This is a genomic window from Vibrio sp. 378, assembly GCF_033339435.1.
In genome coordinates this window covers 737000-757452 of record NZ_JAWOUO010000001.1, presented here as the reverse complement: position 1 = coordinate 757452, position 20453 = coordinate 737000, and the positions used below count along the sequence as shown (strand labels likewise).

Genomic DNA, 20453 nt, shown 5'->3' with positions numbered 1-20453 from the left:
AAGCCTCGCTTGTAACGGTCTCTATTCAGTAAGAGGCTCTCGTAATTTTGTGAACTGAGCTTAACTCAAAAATTCCGAATTCATATATGCTTAGGAGTAGCAAAATAACTCTCGATAATTCAAATAATTGCAAGGAGGATTGAGATGAGACTAGAACGCATCGAAATCTCCGGGTTTAGAGGCATCAAACGCCTTTCACTCTCTTTTGACGAACTCACCACGCTCATCGGTGAAAACACGTGGGGCAAATCATCATTGCTCGATGCCCTTTCCATCGCACTACCTGCCAATGGCTCATTGTATCAATTCAAACTGAAAGATTTTCACGTTGACTACTCAATTTCTCATCCACAAACACAACACTTACAGATCATTGTTTGTTTTAAAGCACAGGATAAAAACGAAGTAAAAGCGGGACGCTACAGACGCATAAAGCCTACATGGTGCACCAACGAAGATGGTGAGCAAGTCATTTACTATCGTATTAGTGCGTCTCGCGATGAGCACGGCATTAATACAAAGTACGCGTTTTTGGATCATAACGGCAAACCCAAAAAACTTCACCACTCAGAGAAACTCGCTATTGAGTTAATGACACTTCATCCTGTAATCCGACTACGTGACTCCCGACGCTTCCCAGATTTAAACCATGTCAACGGCGATGGTAAAAATGCTCGGATTGAAAAACGAATCAACAACACCTGTCGACGCTTATTGGCTATGCCTGGCCATGTGAATAAAGGTGAGATTCGTAGTAGCCTCGACTCAATGCAAACGCTTGTTGAACACTATTTCGCGTTCAGAAGTGTCAGTAAAGGCAACCCACGCAAACCTCGTGATGGTCTTTTCTATACAAGCCCTTCCTCTGATAAAGGCTTGAGTCAGTTCTTGAAAGAAACCAATGACAAACAAAGCCGCTTGCTTTTAATGGGGTTACTCAATGCCTATCTTCAAGCTAAAGGCCCCACCGATTTAAGGCGCTGTGCGAGACCAATACTGATCATTGAAGATCCAGAAGGTCGACTGCATCCAACTCATCTAGCGAGAGCGTGGTCCTTATTGCAATTGTTGCCAATGCAAAAGATATTAACCACCAACAGTGGCACGTTACTCGGTTCTGTTCCACTGTATTCAATTCGACGTTTAATTCGGCTATCAGACAGAACCATCGCTAAGAGTTTAAACTCAACAAAGTTTGGTCGAGACGAGTTGCGCCGAATTGGTTTCCATATTCGTTTTCATCGTTCAGGAGCATTATTTGCACGGTGCTGGTTACTTGTTGAGGGCGAAACCGAAGTTTGGCTTTTTCATGAACTGGCTCGTCAATGCGGGTATGACTTGGCTGCCGAAGGGGTTCAAATCGTTGAGTTTGCTCAATCAGGTCTAAAATCACTCATCAAAGTAGCAAAAGAGTTTGGTATTGATTGGCATGTCGTTACCGATGGCGACCCAGCAGGGAAAAAGTACGCGCATGCAGTGCGAGCACAGCTCGACCATGATCAGGAAAGGCATCGACTTACGGAGTTACCCGACCGAGACATCGAGCACTTTCTGTACAACAATGGTTTTGAACTTTTCTTTAAGGACATCATCAAAGTTCCTCATGACCACCCTATCCCTGCTAAAAAAGTCGTAAATCGTGTTTTGAAAAAACATGCAAAACCGGACTTAGCTTTGGCCATTGTTTCTCATTGTGAAGAGAAAGGCATGGAGTGTATTCCTGTACTTCTGCGCTGGACACTTAAACGCGTTGTTACCATGGCCAACGGCAATACATGAGTTAGGCCTATTTCACACTCAGCGTATTGTCTTGTAATACAAAAAAAGCACACCAATTTGGTGTGCTTGTATCAAACATCATTAATTTTGATTAAGGGTATTGAGAGGGATAAAACTCAATACACAGTGGATACCAATAAGACCGGGGGTTCACTACTGTGCTTGCTCAGCAAGCGAAGATGAAGTAGCGGTTGATTTCGTATGCAACCATAGCCCTGTCGCTTTCATTAGATAGCCAAACACACCACCTAGCAACAACGATGGAATGACAAGTTGCCAGTTTCCGTCAGCCGCAAATGTTGCGCATGAACCAATAAAAGTACCAGGGATGTACGCGAGCCAAGCCTGTTTAGCTTGAATACACATGAAGAATGCCACAATAGCGGTAATCACATAGCCAATAATTTCCAACCCCACGTAAGTGGAACCGTGAATAATTACCATTGCCCAGAATACGCCTGTCATATTGGTGATTAAGCTGATGCCTAGTCCTTTCAATCCGCTCGTTGGCGCTGCAAAGTAGCTCGTGCAACCTAAAAAACCAGCCCAAGAAAGCAAACCTAAAGAGATGGCGATCCAACCCCATACGCCAGATAAAATTCCAGTAGTGATAGAAATAGCTAAAAGTGTCGTCATGGTAGTCATACCTACTCGGCTATTATCGTACCTATATGGTTCAATAACTGCCTTCATACATTGAAATCAAGGACACATGTTAGATACATCAGCTCAGCTTATCGGTGATACTGATCACAATAAGATATTATTATTTTCACAATTTACATTAAAAGTTTGACGCAACCGATAAATCAACAGATTTAGGGAATAAACCCAACTCATCTCGTAGGCATGTTTAATCAACCTTTAAAGAACTGAAGGCTTCCCTTTCATCATTCGTAGTCCCTCTCTTTTAATGCAGTCGACTAATGGGTTTTCTGCCATATCTGAACGCCATATAAATGAAAGCATCCTTTCCATTTTTAACTCAGGTACATTTAATGCCACAAGATGACCTGCTTCTATATATCGCTCTACATCTAAATACGGTAAGCAAGTAAGGTACTGACCATTAGCAACTAAACTACGTAACACCGGAACGTGTTCGTACTCGCGCCACACATCCAAATCTTCAATAAGGTGGTGAATAGAACTATCAAATGTTTTTCGTGTGCCAGAGCCATGCTCTCTTAGTACCCACTTCGCTTGCTCTAACTGCGCAAGGCTAACAGACTGATTACGCGCAAAAGGATGATGAGAAGCTGCGACAACAGTAAGATGATCACGACACCATACTTCTTGGTGTAAACGGTTATCATCACAGCGCCCTTCAATAATCCCTAAGTCATACTTGTAATCTAATACCCCATCAATCACCCCTTTTGTACTTTGTACACCGAGGGAAATACGCATTTCTGGAAAGTCATTATCAATGATACTGATAAGGTCGGGAACTAAGTGCTCTGCTGGAGTTTGACTCGCTCCCATACGAATCTCACCACTCAATAAATGTTGCTCATAGAAGCCCATTTCAATCTGCAATGCATCTTGTAGCAAGCGTTTTGCTTTTGGTCGTAACCACATCCCCCAATGGGTTAACGCCATTTGCTTGCCTTGCCTCTCAAACAACGGCCTGCCAAGCATCTTCTCTAATTGCGCAAGCGACATGCTTGTCGCTGATTGTGTCAAAGCCAATTTTTCTGCGGCTTGGCTTACACTGCCGGTATCTGCAACTGCGTCGAAAACCGCTAATTGCTTAAGTGAGTAGCGCAAAGTGTCCTCCATTATTAGTGGGTATTTCCCAATCCCCACAATTGTTAAAGCATGCCCCAATAAGCAATAGAGTTCATTTTACCTGGCCCCGTAAAGTTATCAATTAATTTGATGAGGTTTCTAAATATTATCAATTTTACCTTACTAACCGTTCTCCCTATTCTGAGTACGCGGTTCGGGAACACCGCAAGCCTCAATGGTTTTGAAACTGAAGTCATTGAGGCTCTTAATAAAAACAACAATTTCATTTTTGAGTTAATAACCAAGGATTTTTTATGCGATTACAAATTAAGGAGTCAATATGGCGGTGACCAGTTCTCAAAATCACCAGTATTTTTCTCCAAAAGAGATGATGGTTGAAGCGGAAAAATTTGCGTTAAGTAAGGCAAACAAAACCAGCAGTATGACATTAAGCCTCGCGATTATGGCCGGCGCGTTCATCGGGTTAGCATTCTTGTTTTACATCACGGTGACCACCGGCAGTACGGGCGCTGGTTGGGGCTTGAGCCGCCTAGCTGGTGGACTCGCATTTAGCATGGGATTGATCCTCATAGTGATCTGCGGTGGTGAATTATTTACCAGCTCCGTCCTATCCAGTATTTCTTGGGCCAATAAGCAAATCTCGTTCGGTAAGATGCTTTCGATCTGGGGCAAAGTTTACGTTGGTAACTTTATTGGTGCGATGTTCCTACTTGCGTTGGTTACTGCTGCTGGTCTTTATCAGATGGATGGCGGTCAATGGGGATTAAATGCGCTTAACATCGCACAACACAAACTTCACCACACTCTCATTCAAGCGTTTGCACTCGGTATTCTCTGTAACCTGTTGGTCTGCCTAGCGATTTGGCTGACATTTAGTTCTGCAAATGCAATGACAAAAGCAGCAATGACAATTTTGCCTGTGGCAATGTTTGTCAGCAGCGGTTTTGAGCACTGTGTTGCGAACATGTTTATGGTTCCACTTGGTATTGTTATCGCGAATTTTGCACCTGAATCTTTTTGGGCATCTGTCGGTGTGCCCGCGTCACAATACACAGACCTAAACATTAGCCACTTTATCACCGCTAACTTGATTCCTGTCACGCTTGGCAACATCGTCGGCGGAGCGGTATTAGTTGGCCTTTCAAACTGGTGTATTTTTCGCCGACCAGAACTAAAAGCAGCGAATATTTCTTCTATCACTACAACTACAACACTGTCGTCAGTTAAGGATTTCACCATGAAAAATGCCTCTTTTGTTAAAGACATTATGAACCCAAAACCAGTCACCGTTCGTGCAGAAACGCCAATTGCAGCCGCTCTGGATGTGTTACTTGATAACAACGTAACTAGCGCACCTGTTGTAGACGTACAAAATCGATTAGTTGGCTTCTTCTCTGCTCACGATGTGATGGTAGAACTATGGTGTGAGGACTACATTCCGGTGAAAGACCAAAAAGTCGTCGACATCATGAGCCGAGATGTGGTCGCAATTGACGCTGGTGATCGCCTCGTTGATGTTGTGGAATTCCTATGTATCGATAAAGAGCAGTTGTACCCAGCGAGCAGTATGGGTATTGCCACTCGCTTGACGTCTTTGTCTCTCGAAGAACGCGCTAAAAGTATCAAAGTAAGTAAGCCACAAGTGCTTCCTGTGCTTGAAAATGGGCAGATGGTCGGGGTGGTTGCTCGTACTGAAGTATTAAAAGCACTACGCCCGATTTTTGGTGAGCGTTTAAACCTAGTGGAAAAAAGCGAGTTAGAAACAGCGTAATTCGCTAAACATTTACAACGTCTATTGGCTTTCAATCGCTATCACTGACTGGTTTATCGATGTTAGTGATGTGATTAAGATAATAAAAAAGCGCTCTTCAAGTGAAGAGCGCTTTTAGTGTATCTAAAAGGAACTAATTACTTCTTAATACCTTCGATATGAAGTTCCATATCGACGTAGCTTGAAGCACCCATTACTGGGATGTCAAAGTCAGCAAGCTCTAGGCGAGTGTTGCCAACAAAGCCAGCGCGCTCGCCGCCCCATGGGTCACTGCCAGCACCAACGAATTCAGCCTCTATAGTAATAGGCTTAGTAACACCGTGTAGCGTTAGATCACCAGTTACATCTAGTTTGCCATTGCCTTTATCAACCACTTTTGTGCTCGTAAAGGTTGCTTCACTGTATTTACCAGCATCGATGAAGTCACCACTACGAATGTGTTTGTCACGTTCAGCATGGTTTGAATCTAGGCTGGTTGTATCAACAACAACATTTACTTTTGAGTCAGCAATGTTGTTTTCATCAAAAGAAAAGTCACCAGAAAATGTATTGAAACGACCTTTGATGAAACTGTAACCCAAGTGGCTAACTTTAAAGTTGATTGAAGCGTGAGCACCTTTGGTATCGATGACATAATCTGCAGCTTGCGCGCCAAATGGCAGTGCCATAGCGATAGCTAATCCTGTAGCGAAAAGTGACTTTTTCATTTTGAAGCTCCTAACATTTTTCTTAATGTGTTGTCTTTATCGATAAAGTGGTGTTTTAGTGCAGCAATAGCATGTAAACCTGCAATCAGGATGACTGCCCAAGCTGCATAGAAGTGAATCTCACCTGCAATATCTGATTGGCCTGGGAATAACTCTCCCGCTCCTGGCACGGTGAACCAATTAAACACTTCGATACCGCGTCCATCAGACGTTGAAATGAGGTAACCTGAAACAAAGATGGTGACCAATAGTAGGTACATAACACCATGCGCTGCTTTAGCAGCAAGCACTTCGTAACGTTTGCCTTCTACCTTTGGTGACGCCGTCACATGTTTCCATACGATGCGTGCCAAAGTTAAAATAGCGAGTAAAATACCGACAGAGCGATGGTAATGCGGCGCAGTTCGATACCATTCGCTGTAATAGCTAAGGTCGACCATCCACAAACCCACTGCAAATAGACCAATAATGCACAGCGCTGATAACCAATGCATCACGCGTGCAGTAAGGTTGTAATTCTTTACCAGTGTATCCATCTCAAGTTCCTAGATATATTCCTAAGTTAATGCTGAGCAAGAAACACTACATTAACCTATTTACGTCATATGAAACAGATTATTTACCATCATTTACATCCAGCCAATGGTACCGTATCTATCAAGTTGTTCGAATTTTTTGAAGGAACTTTAAATCGTTTGTAAAACTGAAACTTACAGCTTAATTTCTTGTTCTATCTCATACAGCTCTTCGGAAACTTCTAACATTCTGCGTTCAACCAGTAACTTAGCATCTTCAACACCCTTGTTATAATAAATTACCCCTAGTTTTTCTGTTATAAAATCAATTAGAAACTCACTATCGAACTGGCCAATTTCAACATCTAGCTCGTCTTGCATGTAATCTTGAATGGCGGTGGCCAACGCCTCTTTTTGTGCGCGTTCTAGCTTTATCATTTTTTCCCTTTCAAATTTTTGTTCAACTTCTGCTTCTTTCGTGTTGCTCTATTAAAGATTAAACACGGTCATTTGTGAGAAATTTGGTGTTTAGATCAAGAAGTTGCCGAAGTAAATTAGTCTATTCTCAAAAGACTATGCTAACCTTTTGCAGTTCGTTTTGTAATTATTAAGGGATATTCTTTGCTACTCGACCTAGTTATTCAAAGTGTTAATGATTTTCAAGACGACTGTCTTAAGCTGTGTGAAAAGCATTACCCTGCGGTGCATAACCAAGGCATGAGTGAGCATCATCTTGGTCTCGCGTTTTCAAGAAGGATGGAACATACTTTTCGTCACTTTGGATACAACTGCGTGATAAAGCCAATCGAAGTGTTGGATTCTCCAGACCTTCCCCATCACTATCGAATTTCATCCGACATCGGCACTGTCTGGGTTCTGAGTCACCATATGGTCAGTGCCGGAAAATCTTGCCGGGAAAACTTACTCTCATCAATTACGGAATGGCAGAGTGAATATGGCTATGCCTTACAGCCTAATGACCTACTCTTTTTGGTTTGTGATCATTGGATAAGTCGCAGCAAAACGAGCCGAGAATTACTTCATTGGTGGATGGGTGAACTACCCGATCAGATCAACGAATACACAGAACAAGGAATCACACTGTACACCAGCGAGTCGCAACTCACGCAATCTTTGGACACTCGATTCGGTATTAGCCCTTGTTACATTAAGTTTGGGCATCCTTTACGGCGTTCGAACAAACAGCAGTTAGTCAGAAAATATTTGCAGTTGTATGCCGTACTGCAATGGTAGCATCAAATTGAAGTGCTGAGATTATCAATTATTTCATCAATTTGTTTGATATCACTCGACAAAACTACCCATCCATTACCATCGTTCTTGCTTGAGTTAATGAGCACACTTAGATTCATTGCCAATGAAATAGAAAAATTAGCGCGATAACGCTGATGTTGAGACATTGATTTAGGTTGTGGTAACAATGATGAGCATCTCGCAACTACTTAGTTGCATCCGGAAAGAAGCCGACGGGCAGTATATTGCGAAATACGCGAACTTCACTCTCCGCAGTGTCTTTCAACCCATATATAAGAACGATATTTCCATCGTTGGCCTTGAAGCACTGGTAAGAATTAGCAATGCCAATGGCACCATGGTTAGGCCAGATCAGTTTTTCCAATCCAAAGCGACTCCCACTCAAGATTTGCTCAATGTTGAACGCTTAAGTCGCCTAATCCATATCAAAAATTTCTCTCAGTCTCGCTTTCACACAAAACAATTGTTTCTCAATGTATTACCGGTAGCGGCAGAGATACTAGTCAAAGACATCACTTATAACCGACTGCTAAAACAAACCATTTATGAATCGCATTTGATGAATGAACAAATCGTCATGGAGTTACTTGAATTGAAGGTGGAGGATGAACTCTCTTTGTCTCAAGCTGCTCGGGAGTTAAGTCTTGAAGGATTTAAATTAGCGATTGACGATTATGGCGTCAATGCATCGACAACTGAGCGAGTGAGAAGCGTTTGCCCAGATATAATCAAGATGGATCGCTCTTTATTGCTAAGGTATGAAAACGGTGATTTTAAAGCGCTTAACGATGCATTATCACTCGCAAAAGCGTTATGCTCTAAAACCGTTATCGAAGGAATTGAAACCGAGCATCAACTTCGCTTAATGAAAAAGCTCGGTTTCGATATGTATCAAGGGTACCTACTTGCTATCCCCCAAACGTTAGACGTCTATGAAGAGGCAAAAACAGCCTGACTATGTAAGAACAAAAGTTTGCGCGGTTTAGCGAGAGCTACGTGATTTACCACGATTCTTATGAATCGCCAATTTTGCTTTTAGCTTACGCTTCTCAGATGAACGACTACGACGGCGCCCACCCCCATTTTGTTCAGGCTCAACTTCTTCTACAAGACTTGGTTCGAAACCTGCCAGCCATTCTTGGGGTAAGCGTTGATCAAGCAGGTTCTCGATAGCTTGCAACAAGTACTCCTCATCTCTACTCATCAGAGAAACCGCCAAACCTGACTTTCCTGCTCTTCCAGTGCGGCCAATTCGATGGACATAATCTTCTGCTTTGAATGGCATATCAAAGTTCACGACTTGTTCTAGCTCTTGAATATCTAACCCTCGTGCTGCCACATCGGTTGCAATCAAAGCACGTACCTTACCTTGTTTAAATTCATCCAAAGCTCTTTGGCGGGCGCCCTGTGATTTATCACCGTTGATAGAAACCGCTTTGATGCCATCTAACTTGAGCTCTTTCGCTAACTCATCACTGCCTTGCTTCGTTTTTGTAAATACCAGCACTTGCTGCCAATTCCGCGAGCCAATTAAGTACGCTAGCAATTCACGTTTCCGTTTTTTATCCACTGGATAAACCATTTGTGTTACCGTTTCAGCAGTCGTATTTGCTGGTGAAACTTCGACTTCAACTGGCGATTCCATGAGTTTATACGCAATAGTTTTGATTCGCTTCTCAAATGTCGCAGAGAACAATAGGATCTGTTTCTCTGCAGGTAAACGTCGGAAGATGCGCTGCAAGTCAGGCCAAAATCCCATATCTAACATACGGTCGGCTTCGTCTAACACGAGCATACCGGTTTTAGAGATGTTTACGTTACCATTAAACAGGTGATCCAAAAGGCGGCCTGGCGTGGCAATCAAAATATCAGCGCCCTCTTCTAACTTTCTCTTTTGTACGCCAATGCTTGTACCACCATAAACACACACAATGCGAAGTTCTGTTTCTGCCGAGTACTGATTCAAATTATCAAATACCTGCTGTGCAAGCTCGCGTGTTGGAACCAAAATCAATGCTTGAGGTGTGCCGTTAAGTTTCTTTTGCTGAACGGTTTGTATGATAGGTAAACCAAACGCAGCCGTTTTTCCCGTACCAGTTTGTGCAGCAGCAAGTAAGTTTTTTCCTGCAAGGACGTGTGGAATTGACTTTTCTTGCACTGGTGTTGGCGTCACGATATTTAGATTGCCTAGCGTCTCGATTAGCTTTTGTTCGATGCCTAAATCAGCAAAATTAACAGACATGTGTAACCTCATTATTTTTGGAGCGCAGAGTTTACCAGAGCCCCTAAAGCCATACTACTTTTCTGTCTCATTGAGTTGAGTCATTAAGCTGTTGCTGAAAATCATACGACTGGCGCAAAACATCTCGATAAAGTGACGAGAACTTCTCTTCTAATTCGGTGTAATCACTTTCAATCACTTTAAATGTTGTGGTTAAGTCTGCCATCCTAGGACTTCTTTGCGACATCCGATGTAGTGCAAATTCTATATTGTCTAGATCTTGATAGGATTGAAGCCATCGGCCATGCCACATTCTGCTGTGGAGCACCAAAAAACGTGGCGGCAAATGTTCATGAACCTCTCGGTTTACTCTCTCGTATGCCGTTTGGACAAAGTGTTCGAGAGGCTCGGAATGAAAGTCGTTCCAGTGTTTTGCGAGGCAATGATCCCAAAACATATCCAAAGCGATAGGTGCAAAACGTCGCGCAACACCAGTGAAATGAGGCTTACATTCGTTGACGATTGGATGATGATCAGTAATACGGTCAACAAATCTATGTAATCTGATGCCGTTTGAGATATCGCGCTCATACAGCTTGCTTGGATCTCCTTTTACGAAGTCTCCAAGCAAGTTTCCCAATAAATGGCTGTTACTGTGATCTGCGATATGCAGGTGGGCTAGAAAGTTCATTCGACGCCAGTTTTGGCCTCTAGGGCTTGGTGTGACATGAACCTAGTATAACGTCAATTACGACGAGATGAGAGTGTTCCGCTATTCGGCTTCGTTGTCTGAGCCAACGTATTCCGACAAGATAATGCCAATTTCAAGCGCATCTAGCAGCTCTAGGCTCTCATCGTTTTGGTATTGGTCGCTCATTGTGACCTCCTTTATTTTAAGCTCTCTTGCTTTTACTTGCTGACGGCCTGACTCTTGCCATATCCACATCAGCAACTCCTTTTTATAGTCTTTATATGACACATTCATGACAGCGAGAAGTAAAGATTTAAAAACCTATGAGCATAATCAAAAGTAAACGATTGCAATTAGGTTTCATATCCGCTTAACACTTTAGAGAAATGACTCTTTTATCAACATTCATGTCAATTTAAAGATATAACATACTGTTATAGGCGTCCTTAGATCTCATTTCTTAAACTAAATTTAGTATTCGTTACATATTTTGCTGATTAACTTCGCATATTTTGTTTCGATATAGCAATAGATTTGGTCAATATCTTTTATCTCTAATGGAGCTTTAAATGAGAGAAGTTGAGTTTAGAACGATAGACAGGCTGTTTATCAAGATGTCTATCAACGACAAAATGTGGGTTATATTCCTACTGTTTTTAGTAGCCCTCACTTCAGTGGCTGGAAGCCGCTACTTCAATGAAATACAACAATTTGAGCAGCAAGCCATCTCGGCGAGCGAAGCGAAGCTTTCTGGTATCGTTGATGCTCAATCAAACCGCGCTACAGAAATTGACGGCGTATCGAAATCGAACCGCGTAAGCGAGAGTTCTTTTGTCGATGGGTCTGTGACCGCTTATGCCAAGTTGCATTCTGGGGAAGTGATTAAGCTGACTCAAAATGTGTCCACACAATACGAATCGTTAAAATCATCAGCTCTATCGTCACTATTACTCAGCTTCTTATGGGTTATTCCTTTTGCCCTATTCTCTTACTGGGTGGCAACGTTTATCGGAGGAGCTCTGTGGGTTTTATATACAACAACCGAAAAAATTGGTGACGGTGACTTAACCTCTCGTCTTGGTTTCCATCCAGGTCGAGATGAATTCGGTACCATCGGCTGTGCGCTAGACAAGTCTATGGATACCTTAAGTGAACTGGTTAATAGTGTTAAAAATAATGCAACGATGTTGAGCGAGACATCTTCTGCATTCGAAAAAGATATGCAGTTGAGTGAAACCCAGATATCTCATCAATATCAAACGCTTGATTCAGTCGCGACGGCAATGGAAGAAATGACAGCCTCTGCAAAGGAGGTATCAAGTATTTCTCAACAAGCAACGACGCAGTCAGACCAAGATGCCCAGAAGATCGAACTAAGCAGAAGCCGTGTACAAAACGTGATTGGCGAGATAGAGACGTTATCTAGCTATATTGAACAAGCCTCTACGTCAGTAACCAATTTAAACGAGAATACGACGCAGATTAATGACGTGATCACAACGATTAACGCCATTTCAGAACAAACTAATCTGTTGGCACTAAACGCAGCAATCGAAGCAGCCCGTGCTGGTGAACAAGGTCGTGGATTTGCAGTGGTTGCCGATGAAGTACGTACATTAGCAAGCAGAACTCAACAGGCAACAGTAGAGATCCAAGCCATGATTGAGAAGCTTCAAATTGAGAGCCAGAACATTGCTTCAATCACCAACCGAACCGTTCAGCAAGCTCAAACCAGCAGCCAGCTTATTGATGAAATCGGCCATGATGTTACCTCTATTGCCGAGTCAGCACGCTCATTAATGGACATGAGCATTCAGATTTCCACATCTGCTGAAGAACAAAGCGCAGTGGCTAACGATATTGCATCGGAACTTTCAGAAATTCGTAGTCAATCAAGCACAATCAGAGAAGTGGCGGAGCAATCTACCGCTGGCGTCGCTAATCTCACGCAAGCCTCCGTTTCTCTTGGTGAGATATTACAACGCTACCGCACCGCATAACGTTGTGGAACTTATGATCAACAAGGGCTCCTTAGGGAGCCCTTTTCTTTAAACCGTGTTCAACTATTACCTTCGATATTTTCTACGACATCCAAGTGGATATTTGAAGTGAATCTCAAGTTCTCGCTGTACCCGATGAAATAATGTTCTTAAACAGAGCGTTCCGCTATGCTTGATCTTGCCAATTCCAATTTGCTGCTGGAAAACAATATGAATAATTACAAAGACACAAAAGACATAGAGAACCTGAATTGCCCACTCTGCCAAGGAGATGAATATCTCATTTCATCGGATGGCGAGAAATTCACATGCGCTGCTTGCGGATTTCATACAAAAAACTTCTCATCTATCCAATGTCTACATCAAACGCCTTACCTACAGTCTAAACTTAAGCACATCCACAGCTTGAGTCCGGTTTGCCATTAGTAGGTCAAACAGAGCAGCCACACAGCTGCTCTTTTAATTCATCTAAATGATGGATGCGAATTACACGCTCGTCCTCAACAAGATTGATAGCTTCACCATTAAATAACTGTATCGTTTTGATACCGGCGTTTAGTCCCGCCTCAACTCCTTTAGGCGTGTCATCAATATAAAGACAGTCACTTGGTAAAAAGCCCATGCTCATAGCACTGTACATGATTAAATCGGGCTCAGGCTTCCAACTATTCGCATCGAATGCCGAGAACACTTTGCCTCGGAAAGCATCGAGTAAACCGGTTAACTCCAAAGCGTATTCAATTTTATCTTTAGGTCCATTAGACGCCACACAATATTCGATATTATGCGAATCCAAAAACTGAATTAATCGTTTTGCGCCATCCATCGGCTGTAAGTGACGCACAAAAAGAGATTGGACTTCTTCTCGGTATTGCGGCTCTAAAACATCAATTGGGACTTTGATATCTTTCAATTCTTTAGTATCTAAAAGGATGTCAGCGAGCTTTCCTCCTTTAAAGTGAGAAACGCACTCTTCCATCGTTAACTCAGCCCCATGCTGGTTAAATACATTGACGAGCGCTTGGCAACACAGTCTTTCGCTGTCGACCAACGTACCATCACAGTCAAATATCACGCACTTAATATTGGTAATTGCCATAGCCATCTCCAGACGTCTTAAAGGCTCAAGCCCAAGCTGATTTTAAGAATGTTTGGATTAATCTTATTTGAGTTTGGGATTGTTGAAACGACGAGCTTGGCATTTCATGGAAATAGAAGGGAGCAATTACAGTTTTTCTAAGCAAGATCACCCAACGTCATCTTGCTTTACTTTTTATGCACATTGATGTGTAAGTTAGTCTTCGATAACCACTGAGTCTAACAGTTTTTGCTCGGTGCTTAGTCTTTTAGCCAGATCAGCCACAAACGAGCTTTTGTATTTTGATTCAGAAACAGCAACATCAGAGATGAGTGTATTTCCTTCGAGATGGCTAACAATAGCAGCACCAATTGGGACTCCTGATTTAAAACCAACATATAATTCAAAATCTGGCGTGAGGATAATCTGTGTCAGATATTCAATGATCATATCTTTATCATACTGCTGTTCCCAGCGCTGAGATTGCAAGATAGAGAACATAATGGTCAGTCGATGAAAATCGACCAGAAAAATGTCGTCGGGGTTAAATTCAGAGTCACTTTCCAGTAGTGTGTCTTTGTCGACTACTTGATACGTTGCTTTTTCTAGCGTTTTGAAATAGACATCGCGCCCTTTCAAACTCTCTGGTGTCGGAAATTCAACTTCGACCAGATCATACAGCCATGTATTTTTACGCTCGATACTGGCTAACTGTTGTTCATTCATCTTGATACCTTCGTTTAGAGCAGTACATTAGCATGAAGCCCGCAACAAACCTAGCGCACATAGACCTTTCCGTGGCTAAATTTTGTTTTAGGTGCAAACCTCTGATAGATTTCATCAATATCTTTCCTAGTTAAGGACAAAAATAATGAAAAAGATGCTGTTAAGTGCATTGCTTGCTACTACTCTAGTTGGTTGTTCAGATAACGATGTTGCTGACGTGGGGCTCGGTTGGTTTACTTTGAAAGACATCAAAGTCGGTGAGTTGAAAGACGAGGTGGTAACAGGTGTCACATGTCACATCGCCTCTATCGAAGCGGATTTCAGCTTAGCAGATCCAAGTGATAGCTCAATATCATGTCGTCAGACTGGCGAAATCACACCGGAAATGATTGCAAAAATAGATAAGAGTAAGTCCGGTGAAATTGTATTTAAGAAGTCAAAAAGCATTTTCTTCAAAACAATGAAGGTTCGCCGTATTTATGATGCCGATAACCAAACCTTACTCTACTTGTCTTATACAACAAAAGAGACCGATGGTAGTTTTAAGCATAGCCTTTCGACAGTCCCACTTTGGGGTACCAAAGCTTACGTTGAGCCAACTGAAGTGAAAAAGTAACGCGGGTAAATTTAGTTAGCGCGGAGCAGGCTCTTTCCGGGCGCTGCTGAGCAACAAGTTTAAAAAACAACCCATTGCAATACGACAAGCGTCATAAATTGCAGCTGCTTTGGTTGCTATTTACTCAGCTCGCTGATTTTTTCAGCGAGCAGACTTCTTTGTAATAAATCGCCACGATTTTCATTTTTTTGTGATACAATCCCGCCTCTTTTTTTTCTCACTCAAGAACAAGCATGAAGTTTCCTGGTCAGCGTAAATCTAAACACTACTTCCCAACTCACGCTCGAGATCCATTAGTAAACCAAATCCGACAGGCACCTAAGCTATATCGCCCAACTATTGTTGGTGTCGGTCAAACCATTGTAGATATCGAAGCACGTGTAGATGACGCGTTTTTAGAGAAATACAACCTGAGTAAAGGACATTCGCTCGTTCTTGAAGAAAGCAAAGCAGATGCTCTTTACGAAGAACTGGTTGAGCAAGGCCTGATCACACACCAATACCCAGGTGACACGATTGGCAATACTCTTCACAACTACTCAGTTTTAGCCGATAGCAAATCCGTTTTGCTCGGTGTGATGTCTAAGAACATTCAAGTCGGTTCTTTTGCTTATCGCTACCTTTGCCGTACGTCTTCACGCATGAACCTTAACCATTTACAAACGGTAGATGGCCCTATTGGTCGCTGCTACACCCTAATTTCTCAAGACGGTGAGCGTACATTTGCTATCAACGAAGGTCATATGAATCAACTACTTCCGGAAAGCATTCCTGAAGAGATCTTTGAGAAAGCATCAGCCCTGGTTGTTTCTTCTTACCTAATGCGTGGTAAAGAAGAAGATCCAATGCCTAAAGCGGTACAAAGAGCAATCGACTTTGCTAAGAAGCACGATGTCCCTGTTGTACTTACGTTAGGGACGAAGTACGTTATCGAAGGCAACGCACAGTGGTGGCAAGAATACATTCGCGAAAACATTTCTGTTGTCGCTATGAATGAAGAAGAAGGTGCGGCGCTAACAGGTGAAACAGAGCCGCTAGCAGCTGCTGATAAAGCACTTGAGTGGGTTGATCTCGTACTTTGTACAGCAGGACCAAATGGTCTGTACATGGCTGGTTACACCGACGAGAAAGTAAAACGAGAAACCACACACGACATCCTTGAAAGCTCCCTCGAAGCCTTTAACCAGTACGAGTTTAGTCGTGCGATGCGTAAAGAAGACTGTCAAAACCCAATGAAGGTCTACTCTCACATCGGCCCTTACCTTGGTGGACCATTAGAGATTAAGAACACTAACGGTGCAGGTGATGCAGCCCTTTCAGCCTTACTGCATGACATGGCAGCAAACTCTTTTCACCAAAAAGAAGTGCCTAACTCAGAAAAGCACGAAGTACGATGCTTAACCTACTCCTCACTTTCTCAGATTTGTAAATACGCAAACCGAGTAAGCTATGAAGTGTTGACGCAGCACTCTCCTCGCCTATCGCGAGCGCTTCCTGAACGAGAAGATAGCTTAGAAGAGACTTATTGGGATCGTTAAAACGACAGCTTTAAAGCTAAAAATATATCAAGGTCACCATTTGGTGGCCTTTTTGTTTTTATCTAGCACTATAACGAGTAGATTTCGTTAGTATGTCGCACAATACGAAGCAGTAAACTCTTTACAAGCCTAACCGAAACAGTACCATCACAAAGCAGACCTTTGCCTCACAATAATACTCGTTATAACTCAGGTAGTTTTTCAACGCTACCTGTGTGCCACTTTGGGGATTCTCCATGCAGTCAGATATCGAAATTTGCCGAAACACACCACTTTCTTCTATTGATGTTATCGCGGAAAAAGTAGGACTATTGCCCGAAGAGTATGACACTCACGGGAAGCACAAAGCCAAAGTCCACCCAAAATGTTTGGAACGACTCAAAGCAAATGATGACGGTAAACTTGTACTCGTCACTGCGATCACGCCGACTCCTCTTGGCGAAGGAAAAACCGTTACGACGATAGGACTGGCGCAAGGTTTAGCAAAGCTTAATCAATCTGTTATTGCATGTATAAGGCAACCTTCGATGGGACCCGTCTTCGGTATTAAAGGTGGCGCAGCGGGCGGCGGTTATTCTCAAGTAGCTCCAATGGAAGAGTTAAACTTACACCTTACTGGTGACATTCACGCAGTGACAGCGGCGCACAACCTTGCTTCAGCCGCTCTTGACGCTCGCTTGTTCCATGAGCAACGCGAGGGTTATGATGCCTTTGAATCACGCACCGGGTTAAGAGCACTTAAAATCGACACGGCAAGTATTACTTGGAAACGAGTGATGGACCATAATGATCGTGCACTACGTAAAGTCAAAATTGGCCTCAATGATGCAGGAAAAACCATCAATGGTTTCGAGCGTGACGAAGGGTTCGATATTTCAGCCGCTTCTGAGTTAATGGCTATCATTGCACTAGCCAAAGATTTAAAAGATTTACGTCAACGTATTGGGAAAATTGTCGTAGCGTACGATTTGAACGGAAACCCCGTCACTACGGAAGATCTACAAGTTGCAGGAGCAATGGCAGTAACACTAAAAGAGGCGATTGCACCAACACTGATGCAAACTCTAGAAGGTGTTCCTACGTTGATCCATGCAGGTCCATTTGCAAACATCGCCCATGGAAATTCATCCATTATCGCGGACGATATTGCGCTAAAACTGTCAGGTTACACGGTAACTGAAGCCGGTTTTGGTTCGGATATGGGATTTGAGAAAGCGTGTAACATTAAAGCTGCTGCCGCCAACAAAGCCCCGGACTGTGTAGTGATCGTAGCAACATTACGCGGCCTCAAAGCGAATTCCGGACACTACGATTTACGACCAGGTATGGCTATTCCAGATTCCATTTTTAATCCGGACCAAGCAGCATTGGAGGCTGGGTTTGAAAATTTAAAATGGCACATAAATAACGTTCATAAATACGGTTTACCTGCTGTCGTTGCCATTAACCAGTTTCCACAAGATTGTGTGAAAGAGCTTAAAGCTCTTGAAGATCTGATTCACCAATTTAATCCCGAAGTTAAAGTAGCCATCAGCACCGCTTTTTCGCAAGGCGGACAAGGCGCAACGGAACTAGCTCAACATGTTATTGATGCGTGTACCACGCCTGTAGAGTTTTGTCCGTTATACAACAAAGAGCAATCATTACTCGAAAAGCTCATGGCAGTATGTGAAGCGGGCTATGGAGCAACCAATATAGAAATGACTCCTATCGCGACTGAACAGCTCAAACATTTTGAGCAATTAGGCTTTAACAACTTAGCGGTTTGCATCGCGAAGACACCACTATCTATAACCACGGACTCCGCAGTCAAAGGGGCACCAACTGGTTTTACCGTCCCAATCCGCGAGCTGCGCTTGTGTGCGGGTGCAGGATTCGTTTATGCATTATCTGGTACCGTGATGACGATGCCAGGCTTACCTGATAAACCCGCATTTATGAACTTAGATCTTGATGATGAAGGAAATATCGTCGGTCTCTCTTAGTGTAGTGATAACGTATCGCTATCAGTGAAGTGAGCATATTCATTGAGTGAGTGGTCTACTTACCTATCCACTCACTCTCAACAACTGTGAAAAGAGTTGTCTCAGGCCTTCTACTCTTGAATCGTTGATACAAAGCTCTCCTGCCTTACATCAACGCGCCTGTTTTAGGCCTTTAGAGTTAAGACGCTAACCCTAAGCCTTGTTTGGCGATAGTTATTAAGCTAGAAAACCCTATTTATCTTCTTGTTTTGTCGCCACTTTACATTGTAAATCCATACTTGTTGACTTCTCCTTTCTACAATTTTGCGCCAATTTGATGCACGGGCTATTTAGCGCTTCACTAATATGGTGCAGTTGTCTTACAGTGAAATTTTAACCTCCTTGATTTTTAAGGAGATATTCTATGGCTCGATTCTTGTAGTAGACTTTTCACTAATAAGCACATTAGCACATGCTTTTCAAAACCTCTGCGTTGCATACCACCTCCTTCAGGTTAGCACCGTTTTGATGCATGTCAGAAAAGGGAAAGGGAATACTATGGAAGACGCACTTGCCGTAATTTTAGCAGGAGGGATGGGGTCTAGACTCAGCCCACTCACCGATGACAGAACCAAGCCAGCCGTACCTTTTGGCGGAAAATATAGAATTATAGATTTCACACTAACCAATTGTTTACATTCGGGTTTACGCAAGATCCTTGTTTTAACCCAATATAAATCTCATTCACTTCAAAAACACTTACGAGACGGCTGGTCGATATTCAATCCAGAGCTAGGCGAGTACATCACTGCTGTTCCACCACAAATGCGCAAAGGTGGTGCATGGTATGAAGGAACCGCCGATGCGATTTATCACAACATGTGGTTGCTATCGCGAAATGATGCAAAGTATGTGGTTGTGTTATCCGGCGATCATATCTATCGAATGGACTACGCCGCAATGCTTGAAGAGCATAAAGAGAAAGGTGCTAAGCTCACCGTTGCCTGTATGGATGTTCCCGTAGAGGATGCTTCAGCATTCGGTGTAATGGGCACCGCAGAAAACGGGCTCGTTACTTCGTTTATAGAGAAACCTGAAACCCCACCTACTCTTCCTGGAAGCGCGACCAGAAGCCTTGTTTCTATGGGAATATATATCTTTGATATGGATGTTTTGAAAGAAGCGCTTGAAGAAGACTCAAAACTCGATTCATCAAGCCATGACTTCGGAAAAGACATCATACCTAAGCTGATTGATACCGAATCCGTTTACGCTTATCAATTCTGTGGCAGTAAAGGGCGCGTCGATAAAGATTGCTATTGGCGCGACGTGGGTACCATTGACTCCTTCTATGAAGCGAATATGGATCTACTAGAACCTGTGCCGCCAATGAACCTTTATCAGTCCAATTGGGCGATTCGTACTTACGAGCCGCAGTTTCCACCAGCTCGTACTGTATCGTCGGCCACGGGTAATGAAGGCATTTTTATTAACTCCATCATTGCTACCGGTGTCATCAATTCCGGAGGCTCAGTACAGCACTCCATAATCTCCTCTAACGTACGCATTCAAGATAGTGCAACGGTAGTCGATTCCATCATTTTTGATGACGTAGAAGTCGGTGAAGGAAGTCAGTTGGTCAACTGCATAGTTGATAAACATGTTCGTATTCCGCCACATACTCAAATTGGCATCAACAAACTTGAAGATGCGAAGCGATTTAAAATCTCAGACAAAGGTATTGTCGTCATACCCGAAAGTTACCAATTCGATTAAACGACAAACTATCACAACAAAAAAGCGCACGATAATCATCGTGC

19 protein-coding genes are annotated in these 20453 nt (G+C 42.9%); 9 read left to right on the top strand and 10 right to left on the bottom strand.

Annotated elements, in window-relative coordinates; all coding sequences use genetic code 11:
• Positions 1 to 144: 144 nt before the first annotated feature.
• Positions 145 to 1779, top strand: coding sequence for an ATP-dependent endonuclease (locus R7Q48_RS03260; protein ID WP_017634174.1), 1635 nt, complete (start codon positions 145 to 147; stop codon positions 1777 to 1779).
• Positions 1780 to 1932: 153 nt separating this feature from the next.
• Here R7Q48_RS03260 and R7Q48_RS03255 read toward each other — a convergent pair whose 3' ends face one another.
• Both R7Q48_RS03255 and R7Q48_RS03250 read right to left on the bottom strand, forming a co-directional pair.
• The gene (locus tag R7Q48_RS03255) at positions 1933 to 2415 is read right to left on the bottom strand and encodes a DUF1097 domain-containing protein (RefSeq protein WP_017634175.1); all 483 of its coding nucleotides are present in this window, start codon (positions 2413 to 2415) and stop codon (positions 1933 to 1935) included.
• Between the two features lie 228 nt (positions 2416 to 2643).
• The gene (locus R7Q48_RS03250) at positions 2644 to 3549 is read right to left on the bottom strand and encodes a LysR substrate-binding domain-containing protein (protein WP_256902703.1); all 906 of its coding nucleotides are present in this window, start codon (positions 3547 to 3549) and stop codon (positions 2644 to 2646) included.
• Positions 3550 to 3850: 301 nt separating this feature from the next.
• Here R7Q48_RS03250 and focA point away from each other — a divergent pair, with 301 nt between their 5' ends.
• A complete protein-coding gene (gene focA / locus R7Q48_RS03245) occupies positions 3851 to 5302 on the top strand; it encodes a formate transporter FocA (protein WP_213898341.1) in 1452 nt (483 codons plus the stop codon).
• A gap of 137 nt (positions 5303 to 5439) precedes the next feature.
• Here focA and R7Q48_RS03240 read toward each other — a convergent pair whose 3' ends face one another.
• The 3 genes from R7Q48_RS03240 to R7Q48_RS03230 form a co-directional block, all read right to left on the bottom strand.
• Positions 5440 to 6009 (bottom strand): YceI family protein, encoded by a 570-nt coding sequence (locus R7Q48_RS03240; RefSeq protein WP_017634178.1) that lies wholly within the window; start codon positions 6007 to 6009, stop codon positions 5440 to 5442.
• Entirely contained in the window at positions 6006 to 6545 is a 540-nt protein-coding gene (locus R7Q48_RS03235; RefSeq protein WP_005390157.1) for a cytochrome b, read from the bottom strand. The genes R7Q48_RS03240 and R7Q48_RS03235 overlap by 4 nt, the downstream gene beginning before the upstream one ends.
• 174 nt (positions 6546 to 6719) lie before the next feature.
• Positions 6720 to 6962, bottom strand: coding sequence for a DUF2164 domain-containing protein (locus R7Q48_RS03230; protein WP_005376386.1), 243 nt, complete (start codon positions 6960 to 6962; stop codon positions 6720 to 6722).
• 183 nt (positions 6963 to 7145) lie between these two features.
• On the opposite strand from R7Q48_RS03230, the gene R7Q48_RS03225 reads away from it, so the two are divergent.
• Together R7Q48_RS03225 and R7Q48_RS03220 are read left to right on the top strand one after the other, a co-directional pair.
• Positions 7146 to 7778 carry a hypothetical protein gene (locus R7Q48_RS03225; protein WP_005376385.1) on the top strand — a complete coding sequence of 211 codons (633 nt, stop codon included), beginning with the start codon at positions 7146 to 7148 and terminating at the stop codon, positions 7776 to 7778.
• Between the two features lie 187 nt (positions 7779 to 7965).
• On the top strand, positions 7966 to 8754 hold the full coding sequence (locus tag R7Q48_RS03220; protein ID WP_042520834.1) for an EAL domain-containing protein: 789 nt from the start codon (positions 7966 to 7968) through the stop codon (positions 8752 to 8754).
• Positions 8755 to 8781: 27 nt separating this feature from the next.
• Here R7Q48_RS03220 and R7Q48_RS03215 read toward each other — a convergent pair whose 3' ends face one another.
• The 3 genes from R7Q48_RS03215 to R7Q48_RS03205 all read right to left on the bottom strand — a co-directional run bounded on the left by R7Q48_RS03215 (position 8782) and on the right by R7Q48_RS03205 (position 10966).
• Positions 8782 to 10041 carry a DEAD/DEAH box helicase gene (locus R7Q48_RS03215; protein WP_005376383.1) on the bottom strand — a complete coding sequence of 420 codons (1260 nt, stop codon included), beginning with the start codon at positions 10039 to 10041 and terminating at the stop codon, positions 8782 to 8784.
• Between the two features lie 67 nt (positions 10042 to 10108).
• Positions 10109 to 10711, bottom strand: a complete 603-nt coding sequence (locus R7Q48_RS03210) for an ACP phosphodiesterase (RefSeq protein ID WP_005376382.1) — start codon at positions 10709 to 10711, stop codon at positions 10109 to 10111.
• Between the two features lie 81 nt (positions 10712 to 10792).
• Positions 10793 to 10966 (bottom strand): hypothetical protein, encoded by a 174-nt coding sequence (locus R7Q48_RS03205; protein ID WP_005376381.1) that lies wholly within the window; start codon positions 10964 to 10966, stop codon positions 10793 to 10795.
• 314 nt (positions 10967 to 11280) lie between these two features.
• Here R7Q48_RS03205 and R7Q48_RS03200 point away from each other — a divergent pair, with 314 nt between their 5' ends.
• Positions 11281 to 12711, top strand: coding sequence for a methyl-accepting chemotaxis protein (locus R7Q48_RS03200; RefSeq protein WP_005376380.1), 1431 nt, complete (start codon positions 11281 to 11283; stop codon positions 12709 to 12711).
• Positions 12712 to 13141: 430 nt separating this feature from the next.
• Here R7Q48_RS03200 and R7Q48_RS03195 read toward each other — a convergent pair whose 3' ends face one another.
• The gene (locus R7Q48_RS03195; protein WP_138940251.1) at positions 13142 to 13810 is read right to left on the bottom strand and encodes an HAD-IA family hydrolase; all 669 of its coding nucleotides are present in this window, start codon (positions 13808 to 13810) and stop codon (positions 13142 to 13144) included.
• 195 nt (positions 13811 to 14005) lie between these two features.
• Positions 14006 to 14515 (bottom strand): hypothetical protein, encoded by a 510-nt coding sequence (locus R7Q48_RS03190; RefSeq protein WP_005386088.1) that lies wholly within the window; start codon positions 14513 to 14515, stop codon positions 14006 to 14008.
• Positions 14516 to 14660: 145 nt separating this feature from the next.
• On the opposite strand from R7Q48_RS03190, the gene R7Q48_RS03185 reads away from it, so the two are divergent.
• From R7Q48_RS03185 to glgC, 4 genes are all read left to right on the top strand, one after another.
• Positions 14661 to 15131 carry a CreA family protein gene (locus tag R7Q48_RS03185; RefSeq protein WP_005397614.1) on the top strand — a complete coding sequence of 157 codons (471 nt, stop codon included), beginning with the start codon at positions 14661 to 14663 and terminating at the stop codon, positions 15129 to 15131.
• 233 nt (positions 15132 to 15364) lie between these two features.
• A complete protein-coding gene (locus R7Q48_RS03180; RefSeq protein WP_005376376.1) occupies positions 15365 to 16669 on the top strand; it encodes an inosine/guanosine kinase in 1305 nt (434 codons plus the stop codon).
• A gap of 236 nt (positions 16670 to 16905) precedes the next feature.
• Entirely contained in the window at positions 16906 to 18654 is a 1749-nt protein-coding gene (locus R7Q48_RS03175; RefSeq protein WP_104976103.1) for a formate--tetrahydrofolate ligase, read from the top strand.
• A 537-nt stretch (positions 18655 to 19191) separates the two neighbouring features.
• Entirely contained in the window at positions 19192 to 20409 is a 1218-nt protein-coding gene (gene glgC / locus R7Q48_RS03170) for a glucose-1-phosphate adenylyltransferase (RefSeq protein WP_033906540.1), read from the top strand.
• Positions 20410 to 20453: the final 44 nt, after the last annotated feature.